The organism is Pelosinus fermentans DSM 17108, assembly GCF_000271485.2.
Lineage (GTDB): Bacteria > Bacillota > Negativicutes > DSM-13327 > DSM-13327 > Pelosinus > Pelosinus fermentans.
In genome coordinates, this window is sequence record NZ_AKVN02000001.1 from 2,463,667 (window position 1) to 2,483,309 (window position 19,643).

The window sequence follows — 19,643 nt, forward strand, 5'->3', positions numbered from 1 at the left end:
CAGTTCTGAGAGAGACTTAGGGGGAAGTTCCCTAGGTCTACTTGCTTGCTCCTCTTTGCCAAGACAAAACGGTCGGCGCAAAGAATACTTGAGAATATTGTTCCGGTCATTGAGGAGAAACTGCTTCTTAAGGTCAACACAGAGAAGACAGTCGTAGCCTATATCGGTAAGGTCAAATTTCTGGGATATGGATTCTATCCGTCAAAAGAAGGAATCAAAAACCGTGTCCACGCCAAGAGCATTAGCAAAATGAAAGCAAAAGTAAAAGAGCTCACATCAAGAAGCAACGCACTTGGATATGAAATGTTAAAGGTAAAACTGAAACAATTCATAACGGGGTGGGTAAATTACTTCAAGCTTGCGGATATGAAGAAACTGCTTCAGACAACCGATGAATGGTTGAGAAGGAGAGTGCGCATGTATATCTGGAAACGGTGGAAGAAAATCCGTACCAGATATGCCATGCTGAAGAAACTCGGACTTAATCATAGCACTGCCTTTAAGTTTGCCTGCACAAGAAAAGGCTACTGGCGGATAGCCAATAGCCAAATACTAAAAGTCACTGTAACCGATGCCCGCCTAAGACAGGCTGGCTATACATTTTTCTCGGATTACTTTAAAACTGTTATGGCGTAAACTTGGGAACCGCCACTTGCGGAACCGCTTGAGTGGTGGTGTGAGAGGTCGGCTACTCAAATAATGGGTAGCCTCTACTCGATAGCATATGGCCTATACTACGAGCCACACTAAATGGGGATTGACCATTTGTCAGTTATTTCTTACTAACGCACATAAACCTTAAATTCATATAAAACATTAAATTTATTTGGGAATCTATATCTTTTGGTTGAGGTAATTATTTCTATATGGGTTATAATGTATTTATTGTAAATAGATTCATTATAAGGAAATTATTATTAAAATGGAATGCGATTGCGAAAGTTGAATTGTTTAAAAGTTGAAAAACACTGATACCTTGATGATTGAATAAGGAGGATATTCTTTGAAGAAAACACATCGTAATGATCAAGCGATTTCAAAAAGAACAATATATATTATTGGACTTGCTTTACTGGTCATGTTTATTGGGTTTGTATTTTACCATACCAAAGGTTTGACAACAGAGGGTACTGTTAAAAAAGAGGCATTAATGGTCGAATATAATTTGCTTCAACAATTACCAGGTGCAATTAGGAATGACTTGTCATCATATAATAAAACTACTTCGGCTCTCGTTAGTGCAGGCTATCGTTCAAGCAAAAGTTATAATGAGATTCGTTCATTCTATATCGCAGAAGCAGAAAAAAACGGATGGATATTTATAAGCGAAGAAACTGTGAGAGGTGGGGGACAGGACTTAGGAGGAAAAACAATATATTTTCGTAAAGGTGACTATACGCTATCTATTCAATATGCTGGTGCAAAGGCTGACTATGGATGGGATTTTGCAGTTGGTTTGTCATGGCATTACCTTAAATGAATCTCCTATATAAGGGATGGCGAAAGAATTAGAGTAATGTATAGAATTATGGAGTTTATTTTATTTGCAGGTTAATATGTGGCTTTGAGGAGAGATTTTAAAAAATGGATAGATCAGATTTACCAAATAGAACACCTGATTATTACACCATTTCTGTTTGTGAAGGTCCTGGTGTGGGGTCAATCCAATCAATTACAATAGATTACTATGGTAATGTGTATGGAGGCGTTGGTATGGCACTGGGCAAATCTGGGACATTTTTTACAGGCAGTGTTATTGTGGGATGGTTGAGTACTCCTGAGAGACCGAAGGAAGATACCCTAAAAGGCTTTTGTAATGGTGCCGCAAACAATGTTAGCGCAGGAGCTCTATTTGGCTACGGTAGGACATATAGTAATGGAATAACAGGTACGGAGTTTGGCTTTTTTGCGCCACAGATCGGTACATCTCATATGGATTCTACGTCGATAGGTTCAGTTAAATCGTTTATTGATAGTTTGTCTGGGTTTATTCCTGGACAAGATGAGTAACGCAATGTATATTATTGCCTAGGCAAAAATACAGAATTAAAATTTTAAAAGGTTATGGAGGTTTCATAATGGGATTTAGATTAACGGTTAAAGGAAAAGATACCATTTATTTAGGTGAAAATATAATTCGTCTTGTAAATGTGCAACTAAGTACGCCAACTGACTCAAAAGCTAAGTCAACTGATGTTGCTGCTACAATGTGGGTAACAGGAAAACTTCTTCATACTGAAGGACCTAGTAACAGTGACACCTTAAAACTATTTGAATGGGCGCAAGTTCCAGCACAAAGTTCAGAGGCCTATAGTGATGTAATTGTCGAGGTGGTTTCTTCTGATAAGATATTTAGAAAAGTATATTTCCCTAATGCCTTTGTAGTTGATTACAGTGAAAGATATAATGATACTGCGGGTGTTGGTGAATTTTCAATGACTTTAAGGCAGAAAGCAGATCGATTGCTTCAGGTAAAAGCTGAAGGCGGTCTAAGTTTAGGAGTATAGTGCAAGATGGATTCTTACATACACTATAAGGTTTAGTAAAATAGCTCCCTAGACTTAGTTGTTAGTGAGTTATAGTTCATCGCAAATAAAAAAGTCTATGTTGTGATGATGAACTGTAAACGAAGATATTGCATTGGTCAAAAGAAAATAATTACTACTGATTAGATAATTTTTGGAGAAGAGATGAAGACATGATCATACGTATCTTGATGGCTATTGTTATTGGCTTAATGATTTGCAGTAACACAATTTTGGTATCAGCAGCAGAGAGCTCAGCATTAATTATTCATCAAACACCTTTTGAGTATCCAAGGGAAGCTGCTAAGAATAATTGGGAGGGGAAAGTCACACTGCTTATAAGTATAACTAATAAAGGGAATGTAAGTGAGGTCATAATCCAGAAGAGTTCCGGTTATGAGATTCTTGATGATGCGGCAAAGGATAATGTGAAAAAGTGGAGGTTTATTCCTGCGCGAAATCAGGATAATCAGTCAATCGCCTCTGAAATGCCTTTAGATGTATCGTTTTATTTAAAATAGAAAATTAGCTTAAATAAATGACGCCCTAGGCTTAATTGCTTAGGGCATATTACGTTCTATATATATTAAGAAAATTCTCGGTTTAATCACCATGGAAACATTATTATGATTAGGTAATAAAAGAAAGTCGTATTCAGTGAATAAGGCTAAAAGTACTATTGATTTATTGAGATCTACTTAATAAAGAAAGATAGAAAATTTTGCAGAATTATAGCAAAATTAGAATAAATATTATAGGGGTGAATTAATTGGTTATTAGTTTTATAAAAAAGGTTATAATTGTGATATGTTTGGTTGTTCTTAATAGTTCAAATGTAATTAAAGATAATAGTATTCTCTTACTAACTAGTAAAATAAGCGTAAAAGCAAAATAGAAAGGATCTTCTTTTTTACATAACTCCCCATAATGCTATATAATAGGAACATACTATTTTCTCGGAGGTCCCAAATTGCGTCAAACCAGTGCTACAGAACTCGCCAAAATGGGAAAATGCGAACGCCAAGTCTACCTTGACTACCATCATGGCGAAGATACATCACTTACAGCAACATTCATCAAACGAGGCAACCAAGAGCACGAACAATTTAATCGCCAGCTTTCTGGTAGAGATAATCGCTGTTTTATTGCAACATCAGTCTTTGGTATTGATGCCATAGAAACGAATATCCTGCGTCAATTTAGGGATATGTATCTAATGCCTTACAGCCCTGGGCGAATGATTACTTCATTATATTATAATATATCACCACATATAGTTATCGTAATTGAAAGGTACCCTGTATTGAGGATTCCAATCCGTGCAGTATTACGTTGGTTTATTAGATCCTGGAGGTAGACATGTCATTCTTTATATTAGTTGTAGTTATTATTCTTTATTGGTGGTTGCGCTCAAGACGAAAACCCAAGCTATCACCATATATGTTAGAGCGATTCTTAAAAATAGCTGATCCGGTGCCTTTATGCGGTAAGCCGGATGTAGTGTGGGAAACTCGTGACGGTTCTTTGATAGTTGGAGATTACAAAAGTCGTGAGAATCAACAAGTATATGAATCTGAGATTATTCAGCTATCTGTATATAAACTATTGGTTGAAAGAACACAAAATAGGTCAGTTGCTGATTATGGTTTTATTCATTTCAAGAATCGAAGTATGAAAAAGGTATCTTTAATGAAGGAAAAAGAAATTATTACTTTGTATTATCGGTATTGGAATGTGATAGGAGGTGAGGTGGTCGCTTGTGTTGCTAATAATAAAAACTATTGTAGATATTGTTCGCACAAGCATGAGTGTAACTAAAATAAATCCCCTGATAAGTTTGGACTTACTAAGGGATTTGCTTTATACTATAGCGTAAAGGAAAAATAATCTAAAATTGTACAATACAATAAAGCCTTCTCTTTAATAATTTGACTAGGATCTTTATCCTTTCAATAAAAAATAGTACGTGGATGTATTCCGAGTTCTGTAGCCAGTTCGATCTTAGTGTGTCCATGATAACAACGAGCTTTTTCCAGCTTTTCGAAAAAAGTATCCTCAGGCATATTTTCAAAGCATCCCAAATACCAAATTGGTTGTTCAAGAATACCAGCCAGCTTACGTAAGGTTTTTCATCACCGACATACCAACAGATTTTCTTTCTATGATACTCAAACCCATCGGGTAATTCCAGCCTTAGCCGCAAGTGTCTTGATTAACCAACCTTTTTGCCTACGAGCCCATCGAATACGTTCACCTGGGGTGTTGCAAGCCAGTGTTTCTGTAGCATGATTAACTGACCATTCGAATGTTGTTTTATCAAGATTATTATCTGAACGCTTGTCCGTGCACATCATAACCTGGGAGCAAACAAACCTTACGTGTATATTTACATCTGGTCTATCTTTCCCTTCTATATGTTCCGTGCAAACAATTACTTCACGTACGAGCTGCTTAACAATGCTTCGTTTAGTTTCATACGTAACTTCACCTGAGATTCTCTTCTTTAAATCATTAAAAAGCATAATAGCGTCCTTTTTGCGATTAACTTCATCATTAGTCGCAAGAAGGGCATTTTTTAATACTTTCTGTCGGTCTTCGAGAGCAATTCGTTTGTTGATGATTTGGAAAGCTGTTCTTCAACATCTTTAGCGGCTACAAGCTGTTTTCTATATAAATCAAAAATAGATTGTTTTCTGTATCCTCTTTTGACCGAGTCAATAATTTGAGATTTGCTCTTTATACAGAGGAATTTTGCTACGGTTCTATAGATATATTTTTCTTCTTTGCATAAGCGAACTGCTTCGGCTTTAAATTCCAGTGTATAGCTAGAAAATTTTTTCCCTTTTTAGCCATGAAAAATCCCCTCCTTGTTAACGAGTCTAGTCCATTATACCAAATGGACTTTTTAAACTCTGTCTACCTAGAGGGGATAATACCATCATTGATGATCCTGTTCTAAAAGAAAATAGGTACTGCCATAAATTCTAATATGCATGCCTAGATATAATGTTACAGCTTAATGCCCTGCCAGGAAAAGCTGTAATAAAGTGAACTAAACAGTAAGTGATTAATGCGAAGTTAAGAGGAGATGACGATGGGAATGAAACAGTTTATTCTTGAGTTATAGTTACAATGCAATATCTCGGCAAGTTGTGGAGTTTCGCGAGGGGATCAGGGAGCTGAATTATGATGTGATTGTTGAGAGTGAAATGTGAGCCGGGCTAGAAATTATGTTAATCGGTGAGAGTGATATTATTCTACAAAAAGAAAAGCTCGAAAGCTTTTTTTGAATAGTATCTAAAAAGTTATCTCGGCCAACAGCCTTGTCTAGGCCAACAATATCGTCTAGGGTTACAATGGCGACGGGGAGAACAGGTAAATCCGAAACCTAAGCCTAAACCTAGGGCTAAACCTAAGCCGAAAAGTGCTTGGCGCTCATCTTCTGATCTGTTTTCCCAATCTTCAATTTGAGGATCTTCCCAATTGCGATAGTCCATTTTTATTGATCACCTCCTAGATTACTAATGAAGACCCCTTCTATACATAATATGATCTATGGTAAATAAAGGTGATTAAGCAGTTATCAATTTATCATCAATTGTTATTAGAGCGTGAGGGATGGATAATAAAATTTTTTGACAGATTTACTCCCCAAGGAGGCTGAAAAATGTGATGAAGGCTATAACCATATTACAGTCGTGGGCGAGTCTAATCGCCTGCGGTGCTAAACTGATTGAGACAAGATCATGGGCAACGAAGTACAGAGGAAAGATTGCCATAAACGTAGCCAAAAGCTGCAAGAAGTGGCATATTAGAATTAGCAACATATGCGCCCTTAGATTGCGGAGTAGCTAGCGATATCCTCCATCCGAACGGTGATGGACCTGCTAATCCGAGCATGTGTGATATTATGGCGTTTATTGTGGTGTTGGCCTTAGTTACAATGCAGTCGTAAGCCCTGGTGACACGCTGCAGTTAATTGCTGAGTAGTATTGCCAGGGGGATTATCCTCAAGAGGTTGCGGAGTTTCGTAAGGGGAACCGGGAGCTGAATTATGATGTGATTGGTGAGAGTGATGTGTGGGCGGGGGTGAAGATTGTCATAATCGGTGGGGGTAAATTAAAATGGCTGCTCTAAAAAGAACAACCACTCCTTATCAATTAAGGCTTTTTAGGTTTCGGCTGTGTTTTATCGGTCTGGTCACTTGTTTGCTTGGAACTATCTTTTCGACCGCCATAAGTGATCTTTATAGAATTAGCGGTAGCCTTTTTCCGTTGTTTATTATCCACAAAAATCCCTCCCGGTATTTGTTTATCTATCAGTTAATAATTAACTTGGAGAAAAGAATATGAGATTCATTGATTAACGAATTAGCGATTCTTTATACATAATATGTAATGTGTCGAATAGAGGTGATTAAGCGGTTATCAATTGTTATTAGAGCGAGAGGAATAAAAGAAAAAGCCCGAAGGCTTGATAATAGAAAATAAATATAGAATAAACTAACGTGGACAGCAACCTTGTCGAGGCCAACAAGCTTTCCAAGGCCAACAATTCCCTCTAGGCCAGCAGGATTGTCTGGGCCAACAGAAGTATCTAGGCCAACAACCATTATATTGATGATGATGATCATTACAATGATCATTATACCAGTAGTCTTGTCTAGGCCAGCATGAACAAGATTTACGATTCGAACTAGTATTATATCCTAGTTCGAATCCATTTCTATCGTTTAAGATTTCTCTCCACTCTTCAATTTCAGGGTCTTCCCAATTATAGTCCATTTTGTAGTATCACCTCCTAAATTTATCTATAGGAGCATCTATTATACATAATATGATCTATGGTAAATAAAGGTGATTAAGCGGTTATTAATTTATCATCAATTGTTATCAGAGCGTGAGGGATGGATGTTAAAAGTAGTTTATAAAAAAAAGCAACCACGTCTTGGTGGAAACGTGGTTGCAAGAGTATATGGTTTGGCGGATAGTTTAAAAAATTAACAACCAGAGGAACAATCGTTATTATCGAAGCAGAAAAATAATAAGATGATAATTATAATAATAATGCAGCCAGAACCGCCGAAGCCATTGCGACCGCCTCCAAAACCTAAACCCATAAGTATTCCTCCTTTATCGTCAATTAATGTATTGTATGATAGCGAAACCGAGAGGTGAGTATTATACAAAATAAATATTGATGAGAGCCTGCAATTGCAAACTTTTTTTATGCAAATTTTCATTAAATACTGTATTATCTAAGGTTGTGGTTTGCACGCATGTCCGTTAGATCATAACTCAGGGTAAGATAAACTTGGTAAGAATAGTTATTTCAGATCAATTTCTCTCGTCAGGGTGTACTGTGCAAACAATTATTATTTCTTAATTATTTTATTAAGATTATCCAACAAGGATTTAACAAGTTTTGCGAGAATATATACTATATTCATTTTATATGTTCCACTGGAGGTTTAGAATATTGAATGTAGAGCAAATGACAGTAGTCGAGATCGCTAAACTTTTAGAAGAAAATAATCTGTCAATAACTATAATAAATAGTTTAAAACAAGATTCGCGAGTTTCAGTATCTCGCTTATTTACTAAATGGCAAAAAAGGCAGGAACAAAACTTACTAGAGAAGCAGCGTATTCAAGGTCTTTATAAGCAAGAACGAATGCTTACAGCTAAGGGATATAATTTAATTGCAGGTGTTGATGAAGCAGGTCGTGGCCCTTTAGCAGGCCCATTAGTAGTTGGTGCTGTTATCTTGCCTATCGGCTGTCACTTACCATCTATTAATGACTCAAAAAAGCTGTCAGCTAAGCAACGGGAGTATTTGTATCATGAGATAAAAGAAGTTGCTATTAGTGTGCAGCATATCGTCATAGATATTGATGTAATTGATCATCTGAATATTTATAACGCAACTATATCTGGTATGTATGAAGCTATTAATGAACTTCATCAAAGACCTCATGCCGTATTAATTGATGCTGTTCCCTTACCTGATTTAGAAATGCACTCCCTGTCATTAATTGGTGGGGACGCTATTAGTGCTTCCATTGGAGCAGCTTCTATTATTGCAAAAGTAGAAAGGGATAATTTAATGCGAGAATATGATAAGCAGTTTCCGCAATATGGATTCGCAAAGCATAAAGGCTATGGTACAGCAGAACATCTAAAGGCATTGCAACAATATGGTCCATGTCCTATACATAGAAGAAGTTTCGAGCCGATTAAGTCATGGGGAAGAATAGAAATATGAAGAAGGAAAAATCGGATAAACCGCAGCAAGCCATTGCAATAAGCTATCAGTCCAACACGGATGCGCCAAGAGTTGTAGCCAAAGGTACAGGTTATACGGCTGATAAAATACTCTCTACAGCAAGCCAACATTCAGTTCCCGTATATCAAAATAAGACATTAGCCAGTATGTTAATGGCAGTTGAATTAGATAGGGAAATTCCTCCTGAATTATATCAGGCTGTAGCCGAGGTATTGGCATACCTTTACTATATCGATAAAAAAATGCATAAATTTTAGATAAGAATAGATAAATTTATTTAATTTACTGTAAAAACAACATCAAGATAGCAGGATGTTGTTTTTTTTCGGGGAATATTGTAGCGAGGTGTATTAATGTGAATACGAGTAAAGTGGGGGATATTGGAGAACAAGCTGCAGCAAATTACTTGTATGATGCGGGATATGAGATAGTAGAACGAAAATATCGTAGTAAAATTGGAGAAATTGATATTATTGCAAGGATAAAGAATATTTTAGTTTTCATTGAAGTAAAAACTCGAAGGAATGCTACTTATGGTTTTCCAGCAGAAGCTGTAACCTATCGGAAACAGCAAAAAATAATCAATACTGCATCTTGTTATCTTCAATATATACATAATACCAATATACATTGTCGCTTTGATGTAATCGAGGTATATCTAACTGGAAATAATAAAATAACGTGTAACCATATTACAAATGCATTTATGAGATGATTAAGTCTTTTTTTATTAAATGGAGGTAGGTGGAATTCTTTATGCGAATTATTGTTGGCATTACTGGCGCTAGTGGTGCCATTTATGGATTTAGATTGATTGAAGTGCTAAAAGAAGCAGGGTGTGAAATTCATGCTGTAGTATCAGAGCATGGTTGGCAAGTTCTAGATTATGAGTGTGGTATTAGTCCACAAGAAATTAGGGAAAAAGTAGATTTCTTACATGACATAAAGAACATTGGAGCATGTATTGCTAGTGGATCATTTAAAACAGATGCGATGGTGGTAGTTCCTTGTTCTATGAGGACCTTAAGTAGTATTTCTAATGGAATTGCTGATAATTTACTCAGTCGCGCAGCTGACGTTATATTAAAAGAAGGACGGAAATTGATTATTGTTCCTCGGGAGACACCTCTTAATGCGATACATTTGGCTAATATGTTAAAACTATCTCAGTTAGGGGTTAGAATTCTCCCTGCTAGCCCTGGATTTTATCATCGTCCTACTACTTTAAACCAAATGATTGATATGATGGTTGGTAAAATATCTGATTCCATTGGTATTGACCATGATCTATTTCCCAGATGGCAAGGTGAATAACTTTCGGAGGTAACGTTGTGTTTTCACAAACATTTGGATCGACTACAATCGGATTAAATGGTATTGTAATAACTGTAGAAGTAGATATATCTAATGGTCTGCCAGCATTAGATATCGTTGGCTTACCTGATACTGCCGTAAGAGAATCAAAAGAACGAGTACGGGCAGCTATAAAGAATTCTGGATTTGAGTTTCCCTCACGGCGTATCACGATTAATCTCGCACCTGCTGATCTCAAAAAAGATAGCTCAGGGTTAGATTTGCCTATTGCGATTGCGATCTTGGCAGCCAGTGGACAAATTATCTTACATCATTATCAACAGTATGTATTTGTCAGTGAATTATCTTTAGAGGGAAAGTTACGAGGCATTTCAGGAGTATTGCCGATGGCAATTCATTGCTCTGAGCAAGGAATAGACCAAATGATTGTTGCTCCTGATAATACGCAAGAGGCCTTACTGGTAAAAGGGTTAACAGTATATGCACCAACAACTTTGGAACAATTGGTATTACATCTCAATCAAGTCACTCAGCTGCTCCCTGCAACGAAAGAACCTTTTTCTCCTCCAATGAGCAATGATAGTGAGGATTTTGCTGACGTACAAGGACAATTTGTTGCAAAGCGGGCTTTGGAAGTAGCTGCATCTGGAGGTCACAATCTGCTCATGACTGGTCCACCAGGATCAGGTAAAACCATGTTAGCCAGACGAATTACATCCATTTTGCCAGTCATGTCACCTCGTGAAGCATTAGAAGTCACAAAAATATATAGTATTGCAGAGCTATTGCCTACTCATACTGGATTAATAAGCACAAGACCTTTTAGAAGCCCACACCATACCATTTCTGCTGCAAGTATGGTAGGAGGTGGGCGTATCCCCAGGCCAGGTGAAGTAACATTAAGCCATAATGGCGTATTATTTTTAGATGAGCTGGCAGAATTCCCTAGAACCGTATTAGAGGTATTACGACAGCCTTTAGAAGATGGACAAGTAACAATTTCTAGAGTGAACGCTTCTTTTTCCTATCCGGCAAGGTTTATGCTATTATGTGCTAAAAATCCATGTCCGTGTGGATTTTTAGGAGATAATAATAAAGATTGTACTTGTAGTACAGGTGATATTAAGCGATATCGCAAGAAAATATCTGGACCTTTATTAGATCGAATGGATATACATGTGCATGTGCCACGTTTAGAATATAGTGAAATGACTACTAGCATACCAACGGAATCTTCCGCTGACATCCGCCAGAGAGTAACTGCCGCAAGGGCTATACAATATTCTCGTTTGCAGAAATACAATATATTTTGTAATGCCCAAATGGGGCGTAGACATGTAAAAACAACTTGTCATATGACTCAAGGTGCACAAGTCATGCTAAAACAAGCGTTTGAAGCAATGAACCTTAGCGCTCGAGGCTATGATCGTATATTAAAAGTAGCACGTACCATTGCTGATTTGGCTAGTTCGGAACAGATTAGTGATATACACGTTGCAGAAGCGATTCATTTTCGAAATAATATTCAAGAACTTTCGTAGCTAATTAATTCGTAGCTAATTAATATAGAGAATGCTCATTTTGATCTGGAGGTAAAAATTTTTGTATAACCTTTTATGTCCTCGTATGATATTAAATTCTTTACATGATCTTGAGTACCATCAATTAAAAGAACTAGGAATTGAGGGAATTATTTTTGATTTAGATAATACGATTATTCCTTGGGATCAACAGCAGATGTCACCTGAGATTATTGAATGGGTAAATGCTTTGTTAAAGGAAGGGTTTAAAATTTGTTTGTTATCGAACAATATGGGGAAGAGAGTAAAAGATATAGCTGAAATTTTTAACGTTCCTTTTGTCTCTAGAGCTTATAAGCCAGCAAAATCAGGATTTCGCCATGCAATAGCAGCTATGGAATTATCTCAGGATCGGGTAGCGGTGATCGGTGACCAATTATTTACAGACATACTTGGTGGTAATCGTATTGGTTTAGTTACGATTTGGGTTCGTCCATTAAGTTCACAGGAATTTATTGGTACTAAAATTACCCGGCGCTTGGAACGATTAGCTGTACGAGTTTTAAAGTCTAAAGGACTTATAAATAAAAGCGCGATTATTAAAAATAATAATTATTGAAAGGAGCTAGTAAAATGATTACGAGTAAAACCAAAAAAATAGGTATATTAGGATGGCCCTTAGGACATTCCTTATCACCTATAATGCATAATGCAGCTTTTAAATCCCTTCATCTTGATTATGTATATATTCCACTGCCTGTTCATCCGGAGAATTTAGCTCAGGCTGTTGCAGGTCTAAAAGCTATGGAATTTACGGGTGTAAATGTTACCATACCTCATAAGGTGGAGATAATGTCTTATCTTGATGAAATTGATTTCAGTGCCCAGCTAGTTGGGGCTGTAAATACAGTTGTAATAAAAGACGGTAAAACAATTGGATATAATACAGATGCTCAAGGATTTGTCCAATCAATACTTTCAAATGGTATTAAAATTACGGAACAAACAGCGATCATATTAGGGGCTGGCGGGGCTGCAAGGGCCGTTGCATGTGGTCTTTTTCAAAATGGAATAAAAAATATTATAATTGGTGCAAGAAACCTTGAAAAAGCGCAGCAATTCGTAAAACTTTTCTCAACCAATGTAGATATACAAGCTTTTGATTGGGAGGATTCCGGTTTTCAAAATTTGTTGCAAGAATGTGATATTCTGATAAATAGCACTCCAATTGGTATGTCAGTTCATGATACAGAAGTGCTGCCTATACCTTGGGAGACCTTAAATCCAGAGGCTGCTGTTTGCGATTTAATCTATAATCCATCCAAGACTCAACTGTTACTTTCAGCTGAAGAACACGGTCATATAGCCATAAATGGTTTGGGAATGCTAATTGAACAAGGTGCCTTGGCTTTTGAACTTTGGACAAGTGAGCAAGGTCCCCGACAAATTATGTCTGAAGCATTAACAGAATATCTGTAAGTATTATTTTTATAAATCATTAAACTTACTAAAGCAAGAATCTCCCAAATTAGTAGAATATACTTAATTAGGACATTGAGGCTTAGGTCCTAGGATCTGAGCCTTTTGTTGTGCCATATAAATTGGACAGGGTAATATTCTGGGAATATTATTGCAGTTGCTTTATAATCAATGAATTAGGAGTGGGCAAATTTTGGAGAAATTAAAGCAATTAGAAAAACTTACAGCAAAGCAGCGTCTAAGAATAATGTTTGTAATTGGAGTGACAGCCATAATTGTAACCTTTTTTTTTATACCTTCAAAGCATCTAGTTGCTCCTAGTGTTGTTAATAAGACGACCACACCCACTGTTAGAAATACGGATAAAGTAGTTATGTCTGTTGAACATCAACATAATGGCCAACTGAAACGTGATCCTTTTGCCTCTCCTTCTATCGTCACGGATAATTTAAAAACGCAGAAAGACAATACATCTCCTGCAAAATCTAACAATGAATCTGTGACAGCCGCAAATCCAACTTCTTCTCTTAATAGAAAAGAGAAGATAAGGCTTACTGGAATTATTAATACAAAGAATCAGCATGTTGCAGTTATACAATCGGATAATAAAAGCAAGACTTATCAGTTAGATGAATTTATTGGTACCTACCAACTTATTTCAATACAAGAAGATTCTATTATTCTAAAAAGTGGTAATAGTCAAATGTTCTTGTCATTAGAGCCAGCGGGAAAAGGGAGGGTACTAAATAATGAATAGGACACATCTCTGTGTAATGATATTGTTACTGTCAATCACAATCTGTGGTATTGCTATGGCAGAGCCGCAAAGTATTGATCTTAGTTTCGTAGATGAAGATGTGCGGGTAATATTACATACACTCGCTATTATTAGCAATGTTGATATCATTATTGATGAATCGATAAAAGGTAATATTACGCTGAAACTTAAGAGTACAACTTTCGAGAATGCCCTAATTCTAATTACGTCAGCTAAGGGGCTATCCTATCGAAAAATAGGTGAGTCCTTTATTATAGAACCTGTGGATATGGGGACAACAGAGATATATAAGTTGCGTTATATTCGTGCTGTTGATATAAAAAAAACATTGGAACCTATTATGAATAGTCTTAAATTAAAAGCTGAAATTGATGAGATATCAAATAGTTTGATATTTAGTGGTTCACCTACAGGTTGTGCTCGCATTAAAATATTATTAACAGATCTTGATGTTCCTCAGCAACAAGTGGTTATCGAGGCTAAAGTTGTGGCTATTAACAAAGCGAAGACAAAAGAGCTAGGGATCGATTGGTCATGGGACGTTACACCTCAATACGCAGAATATAGTGCAGAACAAGTCAATATTGCTAATGGTGTAACGACTATTGAGCCAGGTAAAGTTACGCGTGATACTGGAAAAGGAATTATTCAATTTGGTCGTAATCCTGAAGGCCATCCTTATGAATTTTACTATCAAGCAAAAATTAATGCTCTCATTAGTAATGGTAATGCTAAAATCTTAGCTAGTCCTAAAGTAACTACCATTAATGGAAATGAGGCTCGGATTTTAATTGGTGATCATATTCCAGTACTTACTGAGAGAATGGAAGACGGGAAAACGACTACTACAGTAGAATATATTGATACGGGCATAAAACTTACCTATACCCCTACGATTACTGCTGATGGAACTATTACAGCAAAAGTACATACAGAGGTTAGTACTCCTAGCTTAGTAACGGATATTAAGAACTATCGCATTACGACCCGTGAGGTAGAAAGTATGGTCTGCATGAAAGATGGTGAGACGATGGTGATTGGTGGTCTCATTGGCAGTGAAGAATCTAAAACAAATAATAAAATACCTTTCTTAAGCGAACTACCATTAATTGGTACGCTGTTTAAAAGTGTACATAATTCAAAAGTAGAAACGGAAGTAATCATCTTTTTGACAGCAAAACTAGTTAAATGACATAAAAAGCAGAAAATAGATTGTAATTTGGTATTATATAGTATGTTTAGCAGGAACTTATTGTAAAATGTAGAAGAATAAGTATTAAAATAGATGTGAAAACATTCGCAATAATATTGGAACTTGATCCTGGATTGAGTAGTGCAATCGGCTGGTAAATATGCATTTACAATTTTAATAAATGTATTTGAAGTTTGGTTGCTTTTCTGTATAAGAGGCGGTGTAAAAGTATGAAATGTGAAGTCTTAAAAACTCGATTAGGTATACCTCAGATTGATTTGTCAGGTATCTGCATTAAACCAGAGTTAGCAGAACTGATTCCAGCGACATTAGCGGAGCGGCATCAAGTGATTCCGGTAAAAGTTGCTGGTAATAAGATTGTTTTAGCAATGACTGATCCAACAAATTTTTATGCGATTGATGATATTCGTATGGTTTCAGGTTTTGACGTAGAGCCTGTTATCGCTGCAGAAAAAGATATATTACGAGCTATCAGAGAATGCTACGGTGTACAAGACTTAGTTGAAAAGGCCATTAATAAAATGCGCCCAGAAGATATAAGGCTAACAGCGAAGCTCCAGACAGCAGATGATGCTCCAATCATTGGATTAGTTAATTCTCTTATGGATCAAGCCATTAAAGATATGGCTAGTGATATACATATTGAACCTCAAGATACATCATTGCGTGTCCGTTTTCGCATTGATGGTATGCTGCGAGAAATCGGCAGCTTTCCCCGTGAGATTCACCCCGCGATTGTTGCTCGAATTAAGATTATTAGTGATATGGATATTGCAGAAAAACGCATACCGCAAGATGGGCGAATTAAAATAAAAGGAGCAGAGAGTGATATTGATATTCGAGTGTCTACCTTGCCTACTATTATGGGTGAAAAAGTGGTGATGCGTTTGTTAGATCAACAGACAGTTATTTTGGATATTAATAAACTTGGTTTTTCTACTGAAAATAGTAAAAATTATCACAAAATATATTCTCAATCTTATGGCATGGTGCTAGTCACTGGTCCTACAGGTTCGGGGAAAACGACTACTTTATATTCTACTTTGAATCAAGTGAATTCGCCAAATCAGAATATCATCACTTTAGAAGATCCTGTCGAGTATCATTTAGGAGGAGTCAATCAGGTACAGGTTCACCCAAAAGCAGGCTTAACTTTTGCCAGTGGACTTCGGTCTGCATTGCGGCAAGACCCGAATATCTTATTAGTGGGAGAGATACGAGATAGTGAAACTGCTGATATTGCCATTAGAGCGGCATTAACTGGTCATCTTGTCTTTAGCACTTTGCATACAAATGATGCGGCAGGAACAATTACTCGTTTACTTGATATGGATGTTGAACCTTTTATAGTGGCTTCATCAGTTCTAGGGGTGGTTGCACAACGACTTGTCAGAAGACTTTGTCCCAAGTGTCGAGAAAGTTACATACCTTCTACTGATGCTTTAGAGCGTTTATTTTTAGGTGTTGAGCCTGACGTATCTATTAGATTGTATCAAGGAGCCGGGTGTGCTCATTGTAATCATACAGGTTATCAAGGTCGTATGGCAATTCATGAAGTCATGCCCATAACTTCTCAAATTAGAGAGGCTATTAACCGTAGAGCTTCTAGTGATGAAATTTGCAATATTGCTATCGCACAAGGCATGATAACCATGCGTCAGGATGGTATTGAAAAAGCATGTACTGGTTTGACAGATGTAAAAGAAATTATGCGTGTAGCATATGCTGAAGCTAGTGGAGGACAATTGTAATGAATCAGCTATTGGATCAAGCTGTACATAGCCGAGCATCTGACTTGCACATTACAGTAGGCGCACCACCCATATTCAGAATCGATGGTCAACTTGTACCTACTAACCATCAGTTACTAAACGTAAAAAATACAGAAAGATTGCTTAAAGACATTACAACGCAGGAGCAACAGCAATATTTTAATGAACATGGTGAAATTGACTTTTCCTTTGCAGTTCCTGGTCTTAGCCGTTTTCGAGTCAATGCTTTTTACCAACGTGGTTCAGTGGCTATTGTGATTCGGGTTATAGATGAAAATATACCTACATTAGAAGAGCTGGGACATCCAAGCGTTATAAGAACTCTTGCTTGTCATGCTAAAGGTTTAGTTCTAGTTACCGGTCCCACAGGTAGCGGCAAATCAACAACTTTGGCGGCAATGATTAATATGATTAACCAGGAACGATTCTGTCATATTATTACGCTAGAAGATCCTATTGAATTTTTACATAAGCATAATAAGTCAATTGTTAATCAGCGGGAAATCAATACTGATACCAAATCGTTTACGGTTGCTCTCAGAGCTGCTTTAAGGGCAGATCCAGATGTTATTTTGATAGGAGAAATGCGTGATTCAGAAACTATTGCTACAGCCATTACGGCAGCAGAAACAGGACACTTAGTCTTTGCTACTTTACACACTGGCAGTGCTGTTCAAACCATAGATCGCATTATTGATGCTTTCCCTTCACATCAACAACCGCAAATCCGTATACAGCTGTCCGTTACCCTGCAGGGAATTATCGCTCAACAGTTATTACCTCGAATGGATCAGATTGGCAGAGTATCTGCTTTAGAAATCCTGGTAGCTACTCCTGCAGTGCGTAACATAATTCGTGAGGGAAAGACCCATCAACTGACTTCTGTCATCCAAACAGGTGCAAAATTTGGTATGCAAACGATGGATAGTGCTTTACGGGATTTATACCGTCGTGGAATCATCTCGTATGGTGAAGCTATAATACACGCCATAGATGAAGAGAATTTCGCTCGTTTCGCCAATAATTAAACAAAAGGAAAGTAGGAGAGGATAATGGCGAAAATTTTCGGATATAGAGCTAAAGATCGTAATGGACAAGTGCTGACCGGCAGTATTTTGGCTGAAAGCGAGTCGGCAGTGGCAGATCATATCCGAGAAAAAGGCTATTTTATTACTCAGATTAAGGAGGAAGGTGGTGCACGTTTCTATAATGCCTTCATAGATCACTTAAGAAGTAGCAGCTTAAAAGAGATTTCGATTCTTTGTCGTTTATTTGCCACTATGATCAATGCAGGTTTACCATTAATAGCCTCTCTTGATGTTCTCATTGCACAAACAAATAATCGACGAATGAAAAAAGCGTTACAAAATGTCTATAAAAAGGTCAAGGAAGGAGAAACATTATCCCGTTCTTTAGGTGATTATCCTACCATATTCCCTAATCTTATGGTTAATATGGTAGAAGTTGGAGAAGTGGGCGGGTTACTAGATGATGTACTCAATCGTTTAGCCAATCACTTTGAAAAAGAACATAAATTAAATGAGAAGATTAAATCAGCTCTGACCTATCCGACAGTAGTCAGTGCTATGGCAAGTGTATCTGTTGTTTTTATTTTAACCTTTGTTTTACCGACTTTTGTACAAATGTTTGATAATTTAAAAATGGAGTTGCCATTACTTACACGTATATTGCTGGCGACTAGTAATATTCTGCATAAGTATGCTTTATTTTTGATTGCTTTTATTGTAGTGGGAACATATGGGATAAGGATTGCATATCAACGAGAATCATCCAGAAAAATGATTGATAAATTAATACTTTCAATTCCTGTTGTAGGTATGCTATCTCGTAAAATTGGTATTGCTCGTTTCAGCCGTACCTTAAGCACTCTGCTTCATGGTGGTGTACCGATTATTACTGCCTTAGACGTTGTGAAAAAAACTACTGGAAATCTTAGTATAATGGAAGCGTTAGAGCAAGCACAAGCTGGTATCAAAGAAGGGATGGCGCTAGCATCTACTTTGGCACAAAGTAAAGTTTTTACTCCTATGGTCATTCAGATGGTTTCTATCGGTGAAGAAAGTGGTGCATTGGACAAGATGCTCGAAAAGATCGCCGATTTCTATGAAAGTGATGTAGATGATATAGTTGGTCGTTTAAGTAGTATTATTGAACCTGTTATTATTGGAACGTTGGGAATAGTCATTGGCTTAATTGTGATATCCATTATGATACCTATATTTGATATTATAACGAATCCTGGGGACCTATAACTGTTAATGATGGACTTTAGTAGAATATAAGCATAAAAGAGGTAATTATATGTTTATCAAATTAAAGAATCAAATGAGAGATCAAAAGGGATTTACATTAATTGAATTGATGGTCGTAATTGCTATTATTGGAGTTTTGGCGGCTATTGCGATGCCGAAACTCACTGCTTCGACTGCGTCGGCAAGAGATGGAAGGCTTAAAGCTGATCTTCGTACGGTTGACAGTGCTCTTATATTGTATCGTGCAAATAATAATATGTATCCAGCTACTAAAGCAGATCTAGCAACTTACATTAATGTTTGGCCTAAGGATGCCCAAGCCATCTCTGCTGATTTGATTTATACGAAAGGGAGTAGTGATGATTATAAATTAACTGGTGTATCTTCAAATGGTACGACAAGAAAATCCCCTGGCAGTTCAGATTATACTTCTACTGATATATGGTAACAAATCATAAAGACCGCTTGTGTTACCTTCTGATAT

General features: G+C 36.9%; 24 protein-coding genes. 20 read left to right on the forward strand and 4 right to left on the reverse strand.

Features of this window, described 5'->3' with window-relative positions; genetic code table 11:
• Positions 1-45 precede the first annotated feature (45 nt).
• From FR7_RS11295 to FR7_RS11325, 7 genes are all read left to right on the forward strand, one after another.
• Positions 46-636 (forward strand): group II intron maturase-specific domain-containing protein, encoded by a 591-nt coding sequence (locus FR7_RS11295; RefSeq protein WP_007934468.1) that lies wholly within the window; start codon positions 46-48, stop codon positions 634-636.
• Positions 637-1,003: 367 nt separating this feature from the next.
• The gene (locus tag FR7_RS11300) at positions 1,004-1,480 is read left to right on the forward strand and encodes a hypothetical protein (protein WP_007934466.1); all 477 of its coding nucleotides are present in this window, start codon (positions 1,004-1,006) and stop codon (positions 1,478-1,480) included.
• A 104-nt stretch (positions 1,481-1,584) separates the two neighbouring features.
• Complete coding sequence (locus tag FR7_RS11305) at positions 1,585-2,010, forward strand: hypothetical protein (protein WP_007934464.1); 426 nt, start codon at positions 1,585-1,587, stop codon at positions 2,008-2,010.
• Positions 2,011-2,078: 68 nt separating this feature from the next.
• A complete protein-coding gene (locus tag FR7_RS11310) occupies positions 2,079-2,507 on the forward strand; it encodes a hypothetical protein (RefSeq protein ID WP_007934462.1) in 429 nt (142 codons plus the stop codon).
• Positions 2,508-2,698: 191 nt separating this feature from the next.
• A complete protein-coding gene (locus tag FR7_RS11315; protein ID WP_007934460.1) occupies positions 2,699-3,046 on the forward strand; it encodes an energy transducer TonB in 348 nt (115 codons plus the stop codon).
• A gap of 449 nt (positions 3,047-3,495) precedes the next feature.
• Positions 3,496-3,882, forward strand: coding sequence for a CFI-box-CTERM domain-containing protein (locus FR7_RS11320; protein WP_007934458.1), 387 nt, complete (start codon positions 3,496-3,498; stop codon positions 3,880-3,882).
• A 2-nt stretch (positions 3,883-3,884) separates the two neighbouring features.
• Complete coding sequence (locus FR7_RS11325) at positions 3,885-4,343, forward strand: PD-(D/E)XK nuclease family protein (RefSeq protein WP_007934456.1); 459 nt, start codon at positions 3,885-3,887, stop codon at positions 4,341-4,343.
• Positions 4,344-4,693: 350 nt separating this feature from the next.
• On the opposite strand, the gene FR7_RS24190 is transcribed toward FR7_RS11325, so the two are convergent.
• The 4 genes from FR7_RS24190 to FR7_RS24195 form a co-directional block, all read right to left on the reverse strand.
• Complete coding sequence (locus FR7_RS24190; protein ID WP_237769517.1) at positions 4,694-4,879, reverse strand: helix-turn-helix domain-containing protein; 186 nt, start codon at positions 4,877-4,879, stop codon at positions 4,694-4,696.
• A 951-nt stretch (positions 4,880-5,830) separates the two neighbouring features.
• Positions 5,831-6,022, reverse strand: a complete 192-nt coding sequence (locus tag FR7_RS11335; RefSeq protein ID WP_007934451.1) for a hypothetical protein — start codon at positions 6,020-6,022, stop codon at positions 5,831-5,833.
• A 663-nt stretch (positions 6,023-6,685) separates the two neighbouring features.
• On the reverse strand, positions 6,686-6,814 hold the full coding sequence (locus tag FR7_RS24455) for a hypothetical protein (RefSeq protein ID WP_007934449.1): 129 nt from the start codon (positions 6,812-6,814) through the stop codon (positions 6,686-6,688).
• Between the two features lie 92 nt (positions 6,815-6,906).
• The gene (locus tag FR7_RS24195) at positions 6,907-7,170 is read right to left on the reverse strand and encodes a hypothetical protein (protein ID WP_157221782.1); all 264 of its coding nucleotides are present in this window, start codon (positions 7,168-7,170) and stop codon (positions 6,907-6,909) included.
• A gap of 833 nt (positions 7,171-8,003) precedes the next feature.
• Here FR7_RS24195 and FR7_RS11345 point away from each other — a divergent pair.
• The 13 genes from FR7_RS11345 (at position 8,004) to FR7_RS11405 (ending at position 19,607) form a co-directional block, all read left to right on the forward strand.
• Complete coding sequence (locus tag FR7_RS11345) at positions 8,004-8,789, forward strand: ribonuclease HII (RefSeq protein WP_007934446.1); 786 nt, start codon at positions 8,004-8,006, stop codon at positions 8,787-8,789.
• Positions 8,786-9,067: an EscU/YscU/HrcU family type III secretion system export apparatus switch protein gene (locus FR7_RS11350; protein WP_007934445.1), complete on the forward strand. Its 282-nt coding sequence runs from the start codon at positions 8,786-8,788 to the stop codon at positions 9,065-9,067. The genes FR7_RS11345 and FR7_RS11350 overlap by 4 nt, the downstream gene beginning before the upstream one ends.
• A gap of 98 nt (positions 9,068-9,165) precedes the next feature.
• On the forward strand, positions 9,166-9,525 hold the full coding sequence (locus FR7_RS11355; protein WP_007934444.1) for a YraN family protein: 360 nt from the start codon (positions 9,166-9,168) through the stop codon (positions 9,523-9,525).
• 41 nt (positions 9,526-9,566) lie between these two features.
• Positions 9,567-10,124 carry a UbiX family flavin prenyltransferase gene (locus FR7_RS11360; protein WP_007934443.1) on the forward strand — a complete coding sequence of 186 codons (558 nt, stop codon included), beginning with the start codon at positions 9,567-9,569 and terminating at the stop codon, positions 10,122-10,124.
• 17 nt (positions 10,125-10,141) lie between these two features.
• Positions 10,142-11,665, forward strand: coding sequence for a YifB family Mg chelatase-like AAA ATPase (locus FR7_RS11365; protein WP_007934442.1), 1,524 nt, complete (start codon positions 10,142-10,144; stop codon positions 11,663-11,665).
• A 61-nt stretch (positions 11,666-11,726) separates the two neighbouring features.
• Positions 11,727-12,263, forward strand: a complete 537-nt coding sequence (locus FR7_RS11370; RefSeq protein WP_007934441.1) for a YqeG family HAD IIIA-type phosphatase — start codon at positions 11,727-11,729, stop codon at positions 12,261-12,263.
• 14 nt (positions 12,264-12,277) lie between these two features.
• Positions 12,278-13,123 (forward strand): shikimate dehydrogenase, encoded by an 846-nt coding sequence (locus tag FR7_RS11375; RefSeq protein WP_007934439.1) that lies wholly within the window; start codon positions 12,278-12,280, stop codon positions 13,121-13,123.
• 193 nt (positions 13,124-13,316) lie between these two features.
• Entirely contained in the window at positions 13,317-13,880 is a 564-nt protein-coding gene (locus tag FR7_RS11380; protein WP_007934437.1) for a hypothetical protein, read from the forward strand.
• Positions 13,873-15,093: a type II secretion system protein GspD gene (locus FR7_RS11385; RefSeq protein ID WP_007934435.1), complete on the forward strand. Its 1,221-nt coding sequence runs from the start codon at positions 13,873-13,875 to the stop codon at positions 15,091-15,093. The genes FR7_RS11380 and FR7_RS11385 overlap by 8 nt, the downstream gene beginning before the upstream one ends.
• 230 nt (positions 15,094-15,323) lie before the next feature.
• A complete protein-coding gene (locus FR7_RS11390) occupies positions 15,324-16,865 on the forward strand; it encodes a GspE/PulE family protein (protein ID WP_007934433.1) in 1,542 nt (513 codons plus the stop codon).
• Positions 16,865-17,914, forward strand: coding sequence for a type IV pilus twitching motility protein PilT (locus FR7_RS11395; protein ID WP_007934427.1), 1,050 nt, complete (start codon positions 16,865-16,867; stop codon positions 17,912-17,914). The genes FR7_RS11390 and FR7_RS11395 overlap by 1 nt, the downstream gene beginning before the upstream one ends.
• Before the next feature lie 24 nt (positions 17,915-17,938).
• The gene (locus FR7_RS11400; protein WP_007934426.1) at positions 17,939-19,159 is read left to right on the forward strand and encodes a type II secretion system F family protein; all 1,221 of its coding nucleotides are present in this window, start codon (positions 17,939-17,941) and stop codon (positions 19,157-19,159) included.
• A gap of 49 nt (positions 19,160-19,208) precedes the next feature.
• Positions 19,209-19,607 (forward strand): type II secretion system protein, encoded by a 399-nt coding sequence (locus tag FR7_RS11405; RefSeq protein ID WP_007934424.1) that lies wholly within the window; start codon positions 19,209-19,211, stop codon positions 19,605-19,607.
• Positions 19,608-19,643: the final 36 nt, after the last annotated feature.